Source organism: Pseudorhodoferax soli, assembly GCF_003337555.1.
Lineage (GTDB): Bacteria > Pseudomonadota > Gammaproteobacteria > Burkholderiales > Burkholderiaceae_C > Pseudorhodoferax > Pseudorhodoferax soli.
Genome location: NZ_QPJK01000001.1, coordinates 484,570 through 498,723, shown reverse-complemented (window position 1 = coordinate 498,723; position 14,154 = coordinate 484,570). Strand labels below are relative to the sequence as shown.

The following is a 14,154-nucleotide window of genomic DNA, read 5'->3' as shown; positions in this document are numbered from 1 at the left end:
GCGGTTCCTTCAAACAGTGGCGGGGGCTTCGCGCTCTTCCGCGCGGGCGGGGCGGATCTGGCCGCGTTCCTTCACGAACACGATGCGCTGGTCGGGCTGCTCGCTGTTCACGAAGCTCTTGAAGCGCTGGCGCACGGCAGGGTCGGTCACGGCGGTCTTCCACTCGCACTGGTAGGTGTCGACCACGTGCTGCATCTGCGCCTCGAGCTCGGCACCGATGCCGAGCGAATCCTCGATCAGCACCTGCTTGAGGTAATCCAGCCCGCCCTCCAGGCTCTCGCGCCAGGTGCTGGTGCGCTGCAGCCGGTCGGCCGTGCGCACATAGAACATCAGGAAGCGGTCGATCATGGCGAGCAGGGCTTCCTTGCTCAGGTCGCTGGCGATCAGCTCGGCATGGCGCGGTTTCATGCCGCCGTTGCCGCAGACGTAGAGGTTCCAGCCCTTCTCGGTGGCGATGATGCCCACGTCCTTGCCCTGCGCCTCGGCGCATTCGCGCGTGCATCCCGACACGCCGAACTTGATCTTGTGCGGCGCGCGCAGGCCCTTGTAGCGGTTCTCCAGCAGCACCGCCAGGCCCACGGAATCGTCCACGCCGTAGCGGCACCAGGTGCTGCCCACGCAGCTCTTCACGGTGCGCAGCGACTTGCCATACGCATGGCCGCTCTCGAAGCCGGCGGCGATGAGTTCTTCCCAGATCAGCGGCAACTGCTCGAGCCGCGCGCCGAACATGTCGACGCGCGCGCCGCCCGTCACCTTGGTGTAGAGACCGTATTTCTTGGCCACCTGGCCGACGGCGATCAGGCCATCTGGCGTGACCTCTCCGCCCGGCATGCGCGGCACGACGGAGTAGGTGCCGTCCTTCTGGATGTTGCCCAGGAAGTAGTCGTTGCTGTCCTGCAGCTTGGCCAGCTGCGGCTTGAGCACGAACTCGTTCCAGATCGAGGCCAGCACGCTGGCGGCCACGGGCTTGCAGACGTCGCAGCCCAGGCCCTTGCCGTGCTTGGCCAGCAGCTCGTCGAAGGTCTTGATCTCGCCGACGCGCACCAGGTGGTAGATCTCCTGGCGCGAATAGGCGAAGTGCTCGCAGACATGGTTGTTGACGGCCATGCCGCGCCGCGCCATCTCGAACTTCATGACCTGCGTGACCAGCGGCACGCAGCCGCCGCAGGTGGCTCCGGCCTTGGTGCAGGCTTTGAGGTCGCCGATGGTGCAGGCGCCTTCGCCCACGGCCGCGCAAATCTGGCCCTTGCTGACGCTGTTGCACGAGCAGATCTGCGCGCTGTCGGGCAGGGCGTCGACGCCCAGGCCGGGCTTGGCCTTGCCGTCGCTGGAGGGCAGGATCATGAACTCGGGATCGTCCGGCAGCGCCAGGCCGTTGAGGGCGGTCTGCAGCAGCGTGCCGTACTCGTCAGCATTGCCGACCAGCACGGCGCCCAGCAGCTTCTTGCCGTCTTCGCTGACCACGATCTTCTTGTAGATCTGCTTGCGCTCGTCGACGAACTGGTAGTTGCGGCAGCCCGGCGTCTTGCCCTGCGCGTCGCCGATGCTGGCCACGTCCACGCCCATCAGCTTGAGCTTGGTGCTCATGTCGGCGCCGGTGAAGGCGGCGTCCGCATCGCCGGCGATGTGGCGCGCGGCCGTGCGCGCCATGTCGTAGCCCGGCGCCACGAGACCGAACACCTGCTCGTTCCAGGCCGCGCATTCGCCGATGGCGTAGACATCGTGGTCGCTGGTGCGGCAGTGGTTGTCGATGACCACACCGCCGCGCGGGCCGATGGCCAGCACGCACTGGCGCGCGAGGTCGTCGCGCGGGCGGATGCCGGCGGAGAACACGATCATGTCGGTCTCCAGGTGCGTGCCGTCGGCGAAGACCATGCGGTGGCGCGCGGTGGCGCCGTCGGTGATCTCGGTCGTGTTGCGGCCCGTGTGCACCTGCACGCCCAGCGCCTCGATCTTGGTGCGCAAGGTGCGGCCGCCGCCTTCGTCCACCTGCACGGTCATGAGCCGCGGGGCGAACTCGACCACGTGGGTCTGCAGGCCCATGTCGCGCAGGGCCTTGGCGCATTCCAGGCCGAGCAGGCCGCCGCCGATCACGACGCCGCTTTTGCTCTTGGCGCCGGATGCCTGCATGGCCTCCAGGTCCTCGATGGTGCGGTAGACGTGGCAGTGCGCGCGCTCGCGGCCGGGCACGCCGGGCACGAAGGGGTTGGAGCCGGTGGCCAGCACCAGCTTGTCGTAGGGGATGACTTCGCCATCGGCGGTGGTCACGGTCTTGGCGCGGCGCTCCACGGCGGCGGCGCGGGCGGCCAGGCGCAGCTTGAAGCCGCTCTTCTCGAAGAAGCCAGGCTCCACCAGCGAGAGGTCGTCGGCGGTCTTGCCGCTGAAGAACTCGGAAAGGTGTACCCGGTCGTAGGCGGCGCGCGGCTCCTCGCAGAGCACGGTGACATCCAGGTCCGGCAGACCGCTTTCGGCCAGGCTCTCGAGGAATTTATGGCCCACCATTCCGTGGCCGACGACGACGATCTTCATGCGCTTGCGCTCCTGCTGGCTGCGGGCAGGCCGCGGCGCATCGGGCGCCTTGGCCGACCCTGGCGGGTGGCGCTTGCGCGCTCCGCCGGTTGGGTTGGAACACCGCCTGCGCGCGGTCCAAACGGACCACCAGCAGGCAGAGGTTCCGCCACCGTTGGCGGAGAGTCGGGCGGATGTGAAACCGCCCCGTCACCCGGCTACGGCGCCGGGGGACAGGGCGGTTGTTGCAATTGATGTGCCAGTTGCTGGCGCAATGGAATCAATGGCTTGCGTGGGAGTGTCGGCGCGGCACCGGCAAGCGTGGTGCGCGCCAAGCCCCAATTTGGGGCATCCCCGGGCCGGCGTGTGCCAGCCTGGGGCAATGCCTCATGGCGTGACAGGACTGATCTTCGCGCCCTGCAGGGCAACGCCGGCTTCCAGGCCCGCGTTGGTCAGCACGTAGCCGACGACAGGCTGGCGGATGGTGTTGCTGTCGACCTGGCCGTTGGCGCCGACGGTGGCCAGGGCCACGGTGGCGTCGGCGCCCACGGTCCAGCCCTTGCTCGCGCGGAACTTCTCCAGCGCGTCGCGGGTGCTGAAGACGTAGATCACGGCGCGCGACTGGGCGCCGGCCTGCCAGCCGACCGAGCCGGCCGTGGTGCTGTAGTAGCCCACCGTGCGGCTGCCTTCGCGCAGTGCGCCGCGGCCGTACTCGGCCCCGATGCCCAGGCTGGCGCTGATCACGGACGGGAACACCAGCGTACCGGCCGAGCGCGCCACGAGCTCGCGCGAGCCGGGCACGGTGTTGTAAAGCTTGGACAGAGCCGCATCCACGTCGGCGTCGATGGCGTGCCGCGCCGAAGCGGGAGCGCTGGCCGTGCCGGGCTTGGTGGTCGTGCAGCCGACGAAGGCGAGGCTGCAGGCGCCCAGCAGGGCGGTGGCGGCGAGGGTGCGAAAGCGGTTGTTGTGCATGTTGTGCATGTCGGTTCCTTGGGTAGCTCCATCAGGCCCGAAAGGGCGAGGGCAATGCTAGGCCGGCAGCGGCGGGCAGGGGCTTCGGTTGCGGCAGCGGCCTACAGACCGCGCGGGCTGGGAGCACCAGGAAAACCCTGTAAAAACGCCAGGCAATTGTCTGGTTTCAAGACATTTTGCATGACTGAATCACGGAGTCTCGGCGAGGAAGATGAGTGTAAGTAGTTGAAATTCAACAAACTACAGGACTGGCATGGACTGTGCAATTTCCAGGCATTACATATTTGGAGACTACGCCATGAACCGTCGCCGTCTGGCACGTTTGTCAGCCGTTGCCGCACTCGCCCTGTGCGCCACCGCAAGCTTTGCCCAGCCCAAGGAGATCCGCATCGCCCATGTCTATGGCAAGACCGGCGCATTGGAGGCCTACGGCAAGCAGACGCAGACCGGCTTCATGATGGGCCTGGACTACGCCACGGGCGGCAGCATGGCGGTGAACGGCAAGAAGCTGGTCGTGATCGAGAAGGACGACCAGGGCAAGCCCGACCTGGGCAAGTCGCTGCTGGCCACGGCCTATGCCGACGACAAGGCGGACCTGGCCGTGGGCACCACGGGTTCGGGCGTGGCGCTGGCCATGCTGCCGGTGGCCGAGGAGTACAAGAAGGTGCTCATCGTCGAGCCCGCCGTGGCCGCCTCGATCACCGGCGACAAGTGGAACAAGTACATCTTCCGCACCGGCCGCAACTCCAGCCAGGACGCCATCAGCAACGCCGTGGCGTTGGACAAGGACGGCACGACCATCGTCACGCTGGCGCAGGACTGGGCCTTCGGCCGCGACGGCGTGAAGGCCTTCAAGGACGCGGTGAAGAAGGCCAAGATCGGCCACGAGGAGTACCTGCCGCCGACCACCACCGACTTCACGGCCGGCATCCAGCGCATCGTCGACCAGCTCAAGGACAAGCCGGGCCGCAAGGTGGTCTGGGTGGTGTGGGCCGGCGCCACCACGCCGTTCAACGCGCTGGCCGATGCCGACCTGCAAAAGCGCTTCGGCATCGAGGTGGCCACGGGCGGCAACATCCTGCCCGCCATGACCGCCTACAAGCGCTTCCCGGGCATGGAAGGCGCTACCTACTACTACTTCGGCCTGCCCAAGAATCCGGTCAACGAAGCGCTGGTCGCGGCCCACTACAAGGCGTTCAAGGCGCCGCCGGATTTCTTCACGGCCGGCGGCTTCTCGGCCGCGATGGCGGTGGTCACGGCGCTCAAGAAGACCGGGGGCGAGACCAACACCAACAAGCTCATCACGGCCATGGAAGGCATGAGTTTCGACACGCCCAAGGGCACGATGACCTTCCGCAAGGAAGACCACCAGGCCATGCAGAGCATGTACCACTTCCGTATCAAGCAGGACCCGGCCTTCGCCTGGGGCGTGCCCGAGCTCGTGCGCGAGATCAAGCCGGAAGAAATGGCCGTGCCCGTCCGCAACAAGCGCTGAACGCGGCGTGCTGGAGACCCGAGACCTGACGATCCGTTTCGGCGGACACGTCGCGGTGAACGCCGTCAGCTGCAGCTTCGCGTCCGGCACGCTGACGGCCATCGTCGGCCCCAACGGCGCGGGCAAGACGACCTACTTCAACCTGATCTCGGGCCAGCTCAAGGCGAGCGCGGGCACGGTGTCGCTGAATGGCCGCGATCTCTCCGGGCAGCCCCCATCGGCCCGCACCCGCGCAGGCCTGGGCCGGGCCTTCCAGCTCACCAACCTGTTCCCCAACCTCTCGGTGCTGGAGAACGTGCGCCTGGCGGTGCAGGCCACGCAGGAGGGGCCGCACCGGCGCGGCCTGAACCTGTGGAGCATCTGGAGCGACCACCAGGGCCTGACGGCACGGGCCGATGCCATCCTCGCCGAAGTGGCTCTGAAGGCGCGCGAGCACGACACCGTGGCCAGCCTGCCGCATGGCGACCAGCGCAAGCTCGAAGTGGCGCTGCTGATGGCGCTGGAGCCGCAGGTCTTCATGTTCGACGAGCCCACGGCGGGCATGAACGCGGCCGAGGCGCCCGTCATCCTGGACCTGATCCGCAAGCTCAAGCAGGACAAGCGCAAGACCATCCTGCTGGTGGAGCACAAGATGGACGTGGTCCGCGAACTGGCCGACCGCATCATCGTGCTGCACAACGGCCAACTGGTGGCCGACGGCGAGCCGGCGCAAGTCATCGCTTCGCCCATCGTGCAGGAAGCCTATCTAGGAGTCGCGAAGGCATGAATCTGCTCGAACTCCAGGGCGTGCACACGCACATCGGCGCCTACCACATCCTGCATGGCGTGGACCTGGTCGTGCCCCAGGGCCAGGTCACCATGCTGCTGGGCCGCAACGGCGCTGGCAAATCGACCACGTTGCGCACCATCATGGGCCTGTGGCATGCGTCCAAGGGCAGGGTGGCGCTGGCGGGGCAGGACATCACGGCAGCAGCAACGCCGCAGATCGCGGCGCTGGGCGTCGCCTATGTGCCGGAGAACATGGGCATCTTCGCCGACCTCACGGTGAAGGAGAACATGCTGCTGGCCGCGCGCGCCGCCAAGCGCGCCGAGCAGATGGACGCTGCGCGGCTGCAATGGATCTTCAAGATGTTCCCGGCCGTCGAGAAGTTCTGGAACCACCCGGCCGGCAAGCTCTCGGGCGGGCAGAAGCAGATGCTGGCGGTGGCCCGCGCCATCGTCGAGCCGCGCCAGCTGCTGATCGTGGACGAGCCCAGCAAGGGCCTGGCGCCGGCCATCATCGACAACATGATCGACGCCTTCGCCGAACTCAAGGCGCAGGGCGTGACCATCCTGCTTGTCGAGCAGAACCTCAACTTCGCCAAGCGGCTGGGCGACACCGTGGCGGTGATGGACAACGGCTGCGTGGTGCACGCTGGATCGATGGCCGACTTCGCCGCCGACACGGCGCTGCAGCAGTCCTTGCTGGGATTGGCGATATGAGCAATTTCGACTGGAAACCGCTGGCGCTCGTGCCGGTGCTCGCGCTGCTGGCCTTGCCGCTGGTGGGCTCGCCCTCGACGTGGCTCACGCTCACGGTCGCGGGCCTGGCCATGGGCATGATCATCTTCGTCATCGCCTCGGGCCTCACGCTGGTGTTCGGCCTCATGGACGTGCTGAACTTCGGCCATGGCCTATTCATCGCGCTGGGCGCCTTCGTGGCCAGCAGCGTGCTGGGCCTGATGGGCGACTGGACCGGTTCGCAGCAGCTGTGGCGCAACCTCGTCGCCGTGTTCCCGGCCATGCTGGTGGCGATGGCCGTGGCGGCGGCAGTGGGCCTGGCCTTCGAGCGCTTCATCGTGCGGCCGGTCTACGGCCAACACCTGAAGCAGATCCTCATCACCATGGGCGGGATGATCATCGGCGAGGAGTTCATCAAGATGGTCTGGGGTCCGGCGCAGATCCCGCTGCCGCTGCCCGAGGCGCTGCGCGGTTCACTGTTCGTTGGCGAGGCTGCGATCAGCAAGTACCGGCTGCTGGCCGTGGCCGTGGGTCTGGTGGTGTTCGTGGCGCTGGCCTGGACGCTGGCGCGCACCAAGATCGGCCTGTTGATCCGCGCCGGCGTGCAGGACCGCGAGATGGTGGAATCGCTGGGCTACCGCATCGGCCGGCTGTTCGTCGGCGTGTTCGTGGCCGGCAGCGCGCTGGCGGGCCTGGGCGGCGTGATGTGGGGCCTGTTCCAGCAGAACCTGATCCCGCAGATGGGCGCGCAGGTCAACGTGCTGATCTTCATCGTCATCATCATCGGCGGCCTGGGCTCCACGCTGGGCGCGCTGATCGGTGCACTGCTGGTGGGGCTGATGGTCAACTACGTGGGCTTCGTGCTGCCGGTGGCCACGCAGTTCGCATCGATTGCCTTGATGGTCGCCGTGCTGATGTGGCGGCCGCAGGGCGTGTATCCGGTGGTGAAGGTATGAGCCGCGTCCTCTCCCACGACCTGCCCCGCAGCCGCTGGCTGGCCGTGATCCTCGTGGCGCTGCTGCTGGGCCTGGCCTTCGCGCCCTTCCTGTTTCCGGGCGTCAAGGCGCTCAACGTCGCCGCCAAGGTGGTGGTGTTCGTGGTGCTGGTCGCCAGCTTCGACCTGCTGCTGGGCTACACCGGCATCGTGAGCTTCGCGCACACCATGTTCTTCGGCATCGGTGCCTACGGCGTGGCGATCGCTTCCTCGCGCATGGGGGCGGGCTGGGAGGCGCTGGCCGTGGGCGTGGGCGCGGCGCTCGCGCTGTCGTTCGTGCTGTCGCTGGCCATCGGCCTGTTCTCGCTGCGCGTGCGCGCGATCTTCTTCGCCATGATCACGCTGGCCGTGGCCTCGGCCTTCCAGACGCTGGCCTCGCAGCTTTCCAGCTTCACGGGCGGCGAGGACGGGCTGACCTTCAAGATGCCCGAGCTCATCTCGCCGAGTTTCGAGTTCGCCGAAGAACCCTTCCTGGGTGCCTCGCTGGATGGCCGGCTGCTGTGCTACTACCTGTTGTTCGTGCTGGCCGTGGTGTTGGTGCTGGCGCTGCTGCGCATCGTCAACTCGCCGTTCGGCCGCGTGCTGCAGGCCATCCGCGAGAACGAGTTCCGCGCCGAGGCCATCGGCTACCGCGTGGTCGTCTACCGCACGACGGCGGCCGTGCTGTCGGCGCTGTTCGCCACGCTGGCCGGCGCCATGCTGGCGATCTGGCTGCGCTACAACGGGCCGGACACCTCGCTCTCGTTCGAGATCATGGTGGACATCCTGCTCATCGTCGTGATCGGTGGCATGGGCACGCTGTACGGCGCGGCCATCGGCGCAACACTGTTCGTGGTGGCGCAGAGCTATCTGCAGGACCTGCTGCGCATGGCCAATGAGGCCGTCACCGGAGTGCCCTGGCTCGCGGCGGTGTTCACGCCGGACCGCTGGCTGCTCTGGCTGGGCCTGTTGTTCGTGCTGTCGGTTTACCACTTTCCCACCGGCATCGTCGGGCGCCTGCGGGCGCGCGCGTTGGCACGGCGCTGATTTCTTTCAACGACGAGGAGACAGACCATGCGATGCGAGAACCTGCGGCGGATGCCGCTCTGTGCGGGGGCCATGGCGGTGGCGGCCATGGTGGCGGGCTGCGGCGGCGATGACGGGCCCAAGGCCAACGCCAAGCCCGAGTTCGTCGGCACGGTGACCATGCTGGAGTACGACGGCGGCCAGGACGACCTGCTGACGGCCGGCCTGGGCAAGACCGGCCTGGCAGGCGATGCACCCGCCTACACCAATGCCGCTGCGCCGACCGCGGTGGAGCTGCGCCGCAATGCCATCTACAACAACTACCGCGCCCTGCTGGACATGACGGCCAAGGGTGGCTACGGCGTGCTCTACGGCCCCAACGTGGCGCTGGACGGCACTCCCTCGCTGGGCGAAGGCAAGGTGGCCGGCGGCGAGTACATCGCCTACAGCGACGACGGCACGGGCCGGCGCAATGTCACGCTGATGGTGCAGGTGCCCAACAGCTTCGATGCCAGGCAGCCCTGCATCGTCACCGCCACCTCGTCGGGCTCGCGCGGCGTGTATGGCGCCATCTCGGCCGGCGAATGGGCGCTCAAGCGCGGCTGTGCCGTGGCCTACACCGACAAGGGCACGGGCGCGGCGCCACACGACCTGCAGAACGACACCGTGCCGCTGATCGACGGCACGCGCGCAGCGGCCAACGCGGCCGGCACGGCGGCGGCCTTCCGCGCCGCGCTGACCGACAGCGAGCGCGCCGCCTTCAACGCAGCCACGCCCAACCGCTTCGCGTTCAAGCACGCGCACTCGCAGCAGAACCCCGAGAAGGACTGGGGGCGCTTCACGCTGCAGGCCGTGCAGTTCGCCTTCTACGTGCTCAACGAGCGGCTCGGCGAGCGGGCAAGCGATGGCACGCGGCGGCAGACCTTCGCGCGGGGCAACACGCTGGTGATCGCGTCCAGCATCTCCAACGGCGGCGGCGCAGCGCTGGCAGCGGCCGAGCTGGACGACGCAGGCTGGATCGACGCGGTGGCGGTGTCGGAGCCCGCGGTGGAGCTGCCGGCCGACCCGGGTGTGAGCATCCGCCGCGGCGCCACGGCCGTGCCGGTCAGCGCGAAGACGCTGGTGGACTTCACGACCTATGCGCAGGTGTACCAGTCCTGTGCATCGCTGGCGCCCAGCCTGGCGGGGGCGCCATTCCAGGCGGCCTATGCGGCGACACTTTCGCCCCTGGCGGCGGCCCGCTGTGCCTCGCTCAGGTCCAAGGGCTTGCTGACGGGTGCTGACAGCGCGGCCCAGGCCGAAGAGGCACTGGCCAAGCTGCGCGCCTACGGCTGGGAGGCCGAGGCGCAGGTGCTGCATCCTTCGCTGGCGGCCTTCGAGGTGGCGCCGGCCGTGGCTGTGACGTTTGCCAACGGGCTGGCGCGTGCAGGCGTGCAAGAGCGCTTGTGCGGCTACGGCTACGGTGCCACGACCGCAACGGGCGTGCCCGAAGCGCTGAATGCCACCGCACTGGCCGCCATGTTCGTCACTGGCAACGGTGTGCCGCCGGCCGGTGGCGTGCAGCTCATCAACGAGAACAACCCTGGAGGAGCCGCGCGCGATCTGCTGTCGCGCTCGCCTTCCACCGCCAGTTTCGACATGAACCTGGACGGTGCGCTGTGCCTGCGCCAACTGGTCGAGGGCAACGACGCCTGGGCGCAGCGCCTGAAGACAGGCGTGGACGAAACCCGTCGCAATGGCAACCTGCGCGGCAAGCCGGTCGTGATCGTGCACGGCCGCGACGACGCGCTGCTGCCGGTGTCGCACACCTCGCGCCCCTACGCCGCACTGAACAAGCGTGTCGAAGGTGCGGCCAGCAAGCTGAGCTACATCGAGGTCACCAATGCCCAGCACTTCGACAGCTTCATCGGCCTGCCCGCCGTGCTGCCCGGCTACGACAGCCGCTACATCCCGCTGCACGTCTACCTGAACCAGGCGTTGGACGCCGTCTGGGCGAACCTCAGGAACGGCACGGCGCTACCGCCCAGCCAGGTGGTGCGCACCGTGCCGCGTGGCGGCACGCCGGGCGAGGCGCCTGCCATCACGGCCGCGAACGTGCCGCCCATCGCCGCCACGCCGGCCGCCGCCAACCGCATCGACTACGCCGCTGGCGTGCTCACGATCCCCGATTGAGCCTTCCATGATTCCCAGTTCGCACTACGTCGCCTGCGCCGGCCGCGAGATCCACTACACCGCCTGGGGTGCACCCGACGCCCCGGTGGTGATCGCCTGGCACGGCCTGGCGCGCACCGGCCGCGACATGGACGAGCTGGCCATGCGCCTGGCCGACCGCTACCGCGTGGTCTGCCCCGACACCATCGGCCGGGGCCTGAGCCAGTGGAGCCCTGCGCCGCGCGAGGAGTACTGCATCGCCTTCTACGTGCAGCTGGCCGAGGCGCTGTTCGATGCATTGGGCATCGACCATGCACACTGGGTCGGCACCTCCATGGGCGGTGCCATCGGCACGGCCTGCGCCGGCGGCCTGGTGGCGCCGGGCATGCGTGCGCGCATCCGCAGCCTGGTGCTCAACGACAACGCGCCGCAGCTGGCCGATGCCGCCATCGCGCGCATCCGCGCCTATGCCGGGGAGCCACCGGCGTTCGCCACGGTGACGGAGCTGGAGGCGTTCTTCCGCCAGGCCTATGCGCCGTATGGCTGGCTCGGCGATGCGCAGTGGCGCCGGCTGACCGAGACATCCACCAGGCGCCTGCCCGACGGCCGCGTGACGCCGCACTACGACCCGGCCATGGTCGGGCAGTTCGTCGACCATCCCGACGACTACCTGCTGTGGGACGCCTACGACGCCATCAGTGCGCCGGTGCTGTGCCTGCGTGGCGCGCAGTCGGATCTCGTGCTGCCCGAGACGGTGCACGCCATGCGCAGCCGCGGCCCGGGCGCGGCGGGGCGTCTGCAGGTGATGGAGGTGCCCGATTGCGGGCATGCGCCGGCCCTCAACGTGGCGTCGCAGCTGGATCCGGTGCGTGCCTTCATCGATGCGGCGCAGGCCGCTGCCTGAAGGGCGCCGGGCAGTTCATTCGGCCACCACGACGAGTTCTTCCGGCGGCGGCTCCAGCCACGCCGGTCCGCGGCTGGGCGGGCCGACATCGTCCGGCACGGCGTCCTGCGCGTAGAGCGCGTCGTCTTCTTCCTCGCCTCCGCCACAACCGGGCAGCAGGGCAAGGGCGAGCAGAAGTGCGGGGAAGGTCTTGAACAGATGCATGGGAATGTGAACCTCTGGATCGGGATGGGTGTTAGGTTCATCACGGGCCCGCAGGTTCTGTGTACGTCACAGTCCCGCCACCATTGCAGGCTGCACTGAGGGCGCGCAGCACCAGAGGCTGGCGCCGTTTTGCAGTGTGCATGCGGGCTTGCGCAGCGGGAGACCGCGCAGAACCGTTTACGAAGCGACACACATCCGTTCGGCGGAGAAGGCGCCTCAGCCCATGCCGGCTGCAGAGCTGCCCAGGCTGAACGACGCTGTTCCGATGCCACGAAGCGGTGCCGACTTGTCCCTGCAGCCCGTGGGCAAGGCTGTGGACAAGCCCCTGTGGAACTCTCGAAATCGTTGCCTGGCGCGGCTTGCAACGCGGTGCCTGCGAAACGGGCAGTGCCGCGTGTCGGTCGCTGGACCTGTGTGACGCCGGAGAAAGCGGTCGCGTCAAGGATTGTTCCGACCGCGGAAACGGTCCATTCCCCTGCGCCTGGTTTTTCTTTCTGGTGGCCGCTTCGACAATTGAGCCATCGATGAGACGCACATGAAACGACCCATCGAGACGCGGGCGGACATGGGGTCTGGCCGCGCCGAACGAGACGCTGCATCCATCACCGAAAGGAACCATCATGAACAAGTTCGTCGCATCCGCCCTGATCGCCGCCGCCGGTTTTGTCGCTGCTCCCAGCTTCGCTGGCGACAACATCAGCGGTGAAGTCGGTTACGTGCCCCAGGTGTCCAGCACCGTGAGTGGCCTGACCCGCGAAGCCGTGACCGCCGAATACCTGCAAGCTGAGCGCAACGGCACGCTGCCCGAACTCGGCGAGGCGGCCGACATCGGTGCCGTGGCCACCGCCAAGAGCACGCTGAGCCGCGAGGCGGTGCGCGCCGAAGCCGTCTACGCTGTCCGCCATGGCCAGCTGCCTGGTGGCGAAGTCTGAGCGACCTCTCGCCCTGCGATGAACCGCCTTCGGGCGGTTTTTGCGTTTTGGGGCGACCTCGGCCCATCGGCTCGCAGAACATCGCCGGATGGCAGCCCCGCCTGGCGCATGCAACGGCGCGGGTTTCGGGCGCCGCATGGTCCAGGCGCAAGAAGACGCCGCTGTGCGTGCGCCAGCGTCGCTCCACCGCTATTCGCGGTTGCGCTCAGAGCGCTGAACATGCAGTGACTTTTGCGCCGGCACCATCGGGTCCAGCGCCGGGCCGTCGAGGCAGACGGATGTTTGGCAGGGCGTCCGGACGGCTCGCCATTTTGTGACAGCCGTACGCGCGGATAGTCTGCAATCTGCTCGAAACAGGGTTTTCACTCGTTCAAAAAGTCGGTGAATGCGGCGACCATCCCGGTATCAAATCGTTTCACAAAACACGGTCCGAGATACCTTATGACCATCTCCGCACTTGCTGCTGTCGCACTCATCGCATATCTTGTCCGCGGCGCACTGGCTGCCGGCACACGGCTTGAACAGATCAGCCAGGAACGCCAAGAGCGTGCCGCGGCTCGCCGGAGCTACTGACGCCGCCCCTCGCCTCACCGCCAGGTCGTGCCTGGCTTCTTCTGCAGGACCGCCCCGCAATCGCTGAGCGAGCCAGCGCCGCATGATTCACACGAGAACCAGCCGCAGCTCTGCATCGAGCGGTGCAGTGCGGCCGCGGTAGCAGGCCATCAGCGCCGATTCCAGCGCGCCATCCAGAGCTTCCGCTGCTGCGGATTCCATGGGCGTTGGCGCGTGCAGAGGCGCGAGACCGCTGTCTCCCCACGTTGCCCGGGCCCGGTCGCCTGCAATGGCTTCCTCGGGGCTGATTCCTGCACGCTGCAGAAACAACAAGGCCGCGGCGGTTCCGCGCTCGGCGTCTGCCTGCGAGGCTCCCGGCGCATGGAACTGCAATCGCATGCTGCTCATGGGGCCACCCGGCCACCGCCGCCACGGATCTGCAACGGAGCCTGCCGTTGCGCAACGCGCTGAGGGCGTCCGTCCACATGCCCCAACTGCCAGCACGCAGCACCTGGCACATCGTCATCGCGGTCATGCAGCCCTGGCGGCGGTGTGGGCCTCAGCGGAGGCCGGCTGGGTCGGCTGCCACGGCGAACGGCATGCTGGCCGCTTCGACCGTTGCGCAGGCTCAAGCAGAACTGGGACATCGTCGGAAACTTCTGTGCAAAAACCCGAGTGTCCCGCGGAGCCCCCTGCGGGCAAGGCCAGCCCGCGCCGACGGCCCTGCGCGTTTGACCGCTGGTCAGCAGGGCAGCCTCCAGGCCAAGGCGGCGGGCCCTCGGGCGGAGTTTCGGCGACCGGCTTTCCGACGCAGGCTGGCCGCTGGCGCCGCCTGGTTCTTTCCCACGACGATGGGCTGGGCGACGCTTCCAGGTTGTCCCTGCAGCGCGTGGGCAACGCTGTGGACAACCCATGGGGCAACTGCGGAGATCGTTGC

At 68.0% G+C, this 14,154-nt stretch carries 12 protein-coding genes; 8 read left to right on the top strand and 4 right to left on the bottom strand.

Annotation, left to right across the window (positions count from 1 at the left end):
• Window positions 1-9: 9 nt before the first annotated feature.
• Entirely contained in the window at window positions 10-2,529 is a 2,520-nt protein-coding gene (gene nirB / locus DES41_RS02230; protein ID WP_114465481.1) for a nitrite reductase large subunit NirB, read from the bottom strand.
• Window positions 2,530-2,895: 366 nt separating this feature from the next.
• Window positions 2,896-3,480: a BPSL1445 family SYLF domain-containing lipoprotein gene (locus DES41_RS02225; RefSeq protein WP_114466790.1), complete on the bottom strand. Its 585-nt coding sequence runs from the start codon at window positions 3,478-3,480 to the stop codon at window positions 2,896-2,898.
• A 298-nt stretch (window positions 3,481-3,778) separates the two neighbouring features.
• Here DES41_RS02225 and DES41_RS02220 point away from each other — a divergent pair, with 298 nt between their 5' ends.
• From DES41_RS02220 to DES41_RS02190, 7 genes are read left to right on the top strand one after another with little or no spacing between them, the layout of a single operon-like run.
• Entirely contained in the window at window positions 3,779-4,975 is a 1,197-nt protein-coding gene (locus DES41_RS02220; protein WP_114465480.1) for a substrate-binding domain-containing protein, read from the top strand.
• Window positions 4,976-4,982: 7 nt separating this feature from the next.
• Window positions 4,983-5,741: an ABC transporter ATP-binding protein gene (locus tag DES41_RS02215; RefSeq protein ID WP_114465479.1), complete on the top strand. Its 759-nt coding sequence runs from the start codon at window positions 4,983-4,985 to the stop codon at window positions 5,739-5,741.
• Window positions 5,738-6,457 (top strand): ABC transporter ATP-binding protein, encoded by a 720-nt coding sequence (locus DES41_RS02210; RefSeq protein WP_114465478.1) that lies wholly within the window; start codon window positions 5,738-5,740, stop codon window positions 6,455-6,457. Before DES41_RS02215 ends, DES41_RS02210 begins: the two co-directional genes overlap by 4 nt.
• On the top strand, window positions 6,454-7,431 hold the full coding sequence (locus tag DES41_RS02205; RefSeq protein ID WP_114465477.1) for a branched-chain amino acid ABC transporter permease: 978 nt from the start codon (window positions 6,454-6,456) through the stop codon (window positions 7,429-7,431). Before DES41_RS02210 ends, DES41_RS02205 begins: the two co-directional genes overlap by 4 nt.
• The gene (locus DES41_RS02200) at window positions 7,428-8,495 is read left to right on the top strand and encodes a branched-chain amino acid ABC transporter permease (protein ID WP_114465476.1); all 1,068 of its coding nucleotides are present in this window, start codon (window positions 7,428-7,430) and stop codon (window positions 8,493-8,495) included. The genes DES41_RS02205 and DES41_RS02200 overlap by 4 nt, the downstream gene beginning before the upstream one ends.
• Before the next feature lie 27 nt (window positions 8,496-8,522).
• Window positions 8,523-10,646 carry a D-(-)-3-hydroxybutyrate oligomer hydrolase gene (locus DES41_RS02195; protein ID WP_114465475.1) on the top strand — a complete coding sequence of 708 codons (2,124 nt, stop codon included), beginning with the start codon at window positions 8,523-8,525 and terminating at the stop codon, window positions 10,644-10,646.
• Between the two features lie 7 nt (window positions 10,647-10,653).
• Entirely contained in the window at window positions 10,654-11,529 is an 876-nt protein-coding gene (locus DES41_RS02190; protein WP_114465474.1) for an alpha/beta fold hydrolase, read from the top strand.
• A 15-nt stretch (window positions 11,530-11,544) separates the two neighbouring features.
• Here DES41_RS02190 and DES41_RS02185 read toward each other — a convergent pair whose 3' ends face one another.
• On the bottom strand, window positions 11,545-11,733 hold the full coding sequence (locus DES41_RS02185) for a hypothetical protein (protein WP_114465473.1): 189 nt from the start codon (window positions 11,731-11,733) through the stop codon (window positions 11,545-11,547).
• 620 nt (window positions 11,734-12,353) lie between these two features.
• Between DES41_RS02185 and DES41_RS02180 the strand changes: the two genes are divergently transcribed.
• Window positions 12,354-12,665, top strand: coding sequence for a DUF4148 domain-containing protein (locus tag DES41_RS02180; RefSeq protein WP_114465472.1), 312 nt, complete (start codon window positions 12,354-12,356; stop codon window positions 12,663-12,665).
• Window positions 12,666-13,325: 660 nt separating this feature from the next.
• On the opposite strand, the gene DES41_RS37670 is transcribed toward DES41_RS02180, so the two are convergent.
• Complete coding sequence (locus DES41_RS37670; protein ID WP_147282789.1) at window positions 13,326-13,625, bottom strand: hypothetical protein; 300 nt, start codon at window positions 13,623-13,625, stop codon at window positions 13,326-13,328.
• Window positions 13,626-14,154: the final 529 nt, after the last annotated feature.

Excerpts from the sequence above, each read along its gene's own strand:
- nirB (WP_114465481.1), bottom strand. The coding sequence starts at position 2,529 with ATGAAGATCGTCGTCGTCGGCCACGGAATGGTGGGCCATAAATTCCTC.
- DES41_RS02190 (WP_114465474.1), top strand. The coding sequence starts at position 10,654 with ATGATTCCCAGTTCGCACTACGTCGCCTGCGCCGGCCGCGAGATCCAC.
- DES41_RS02220 (WP_114465480.1), top strand. The coding sequence starts at position 3,779 with ATGAACCGTCGCCGTCTGGCACGTTTGTCAGCCGTTGCCGCACTCGCC.
- DES41_RS02210 (WP_114465478.1), top strand. The coding sequence starts at position 5,738 with ATGAATCTGCTCGAACTCCAGGGCGTGCACACGCACATCGGCGCCTAC.
- DES41_RS02200 (WP_114465476.1), top strand. The coding sequence starts at position 7,428 with ATGAGCCGCGTCCTCTCCCACGACCTGCCCCGCAGCCGCTGGCTGGCC.
- DES41_RS02225 (WP_114466790.1), bottom strand. The coding sequence starts at position 3,480 with ATGCACAACAACCGCTTTCGCACCCTCGCCGCCACCGCCCTGCTGGGC.
- DES41_RS02180 (WP_114465472.1), top strand. The coding sequence starts at position 12,354 with ATGAACAAGTTCGTCGCATCCGCCCTGATCGCCGCCGCCGGTTTTGTC.
- DES41_RS02205 (WP_114465477.1), top strand. The coding sequence starts at position 6,454 with ATGAGCAATTTCGACTGGAAACCGCTGGCGCTCGTGCCGGTGCTCGCG.
- DES41_RS02185 (WP_114465473.1), bottom strand. The coding sequence starts at position 11,733 with ATGCATCTGTTCAAGACCTTCCCCGCACTTCTGCTCGCCCTTGCCCTG.
- DES41_RS37670 (WP_147282789.1), bottom strand. The coding sequence starts at position 13,625 with ATGAGCAGCATGCGATTGCAGTTCCATGCGCCGGGAGCCTCGCAGGCA.
- DES41_RS02195 (WP_114465475.1), top strand. The coding sequence starts at position 8,523 with ATGCGATGCGAGAACCTGCGGCGGATGCCGCTCTGTGCGGGGGCCATG.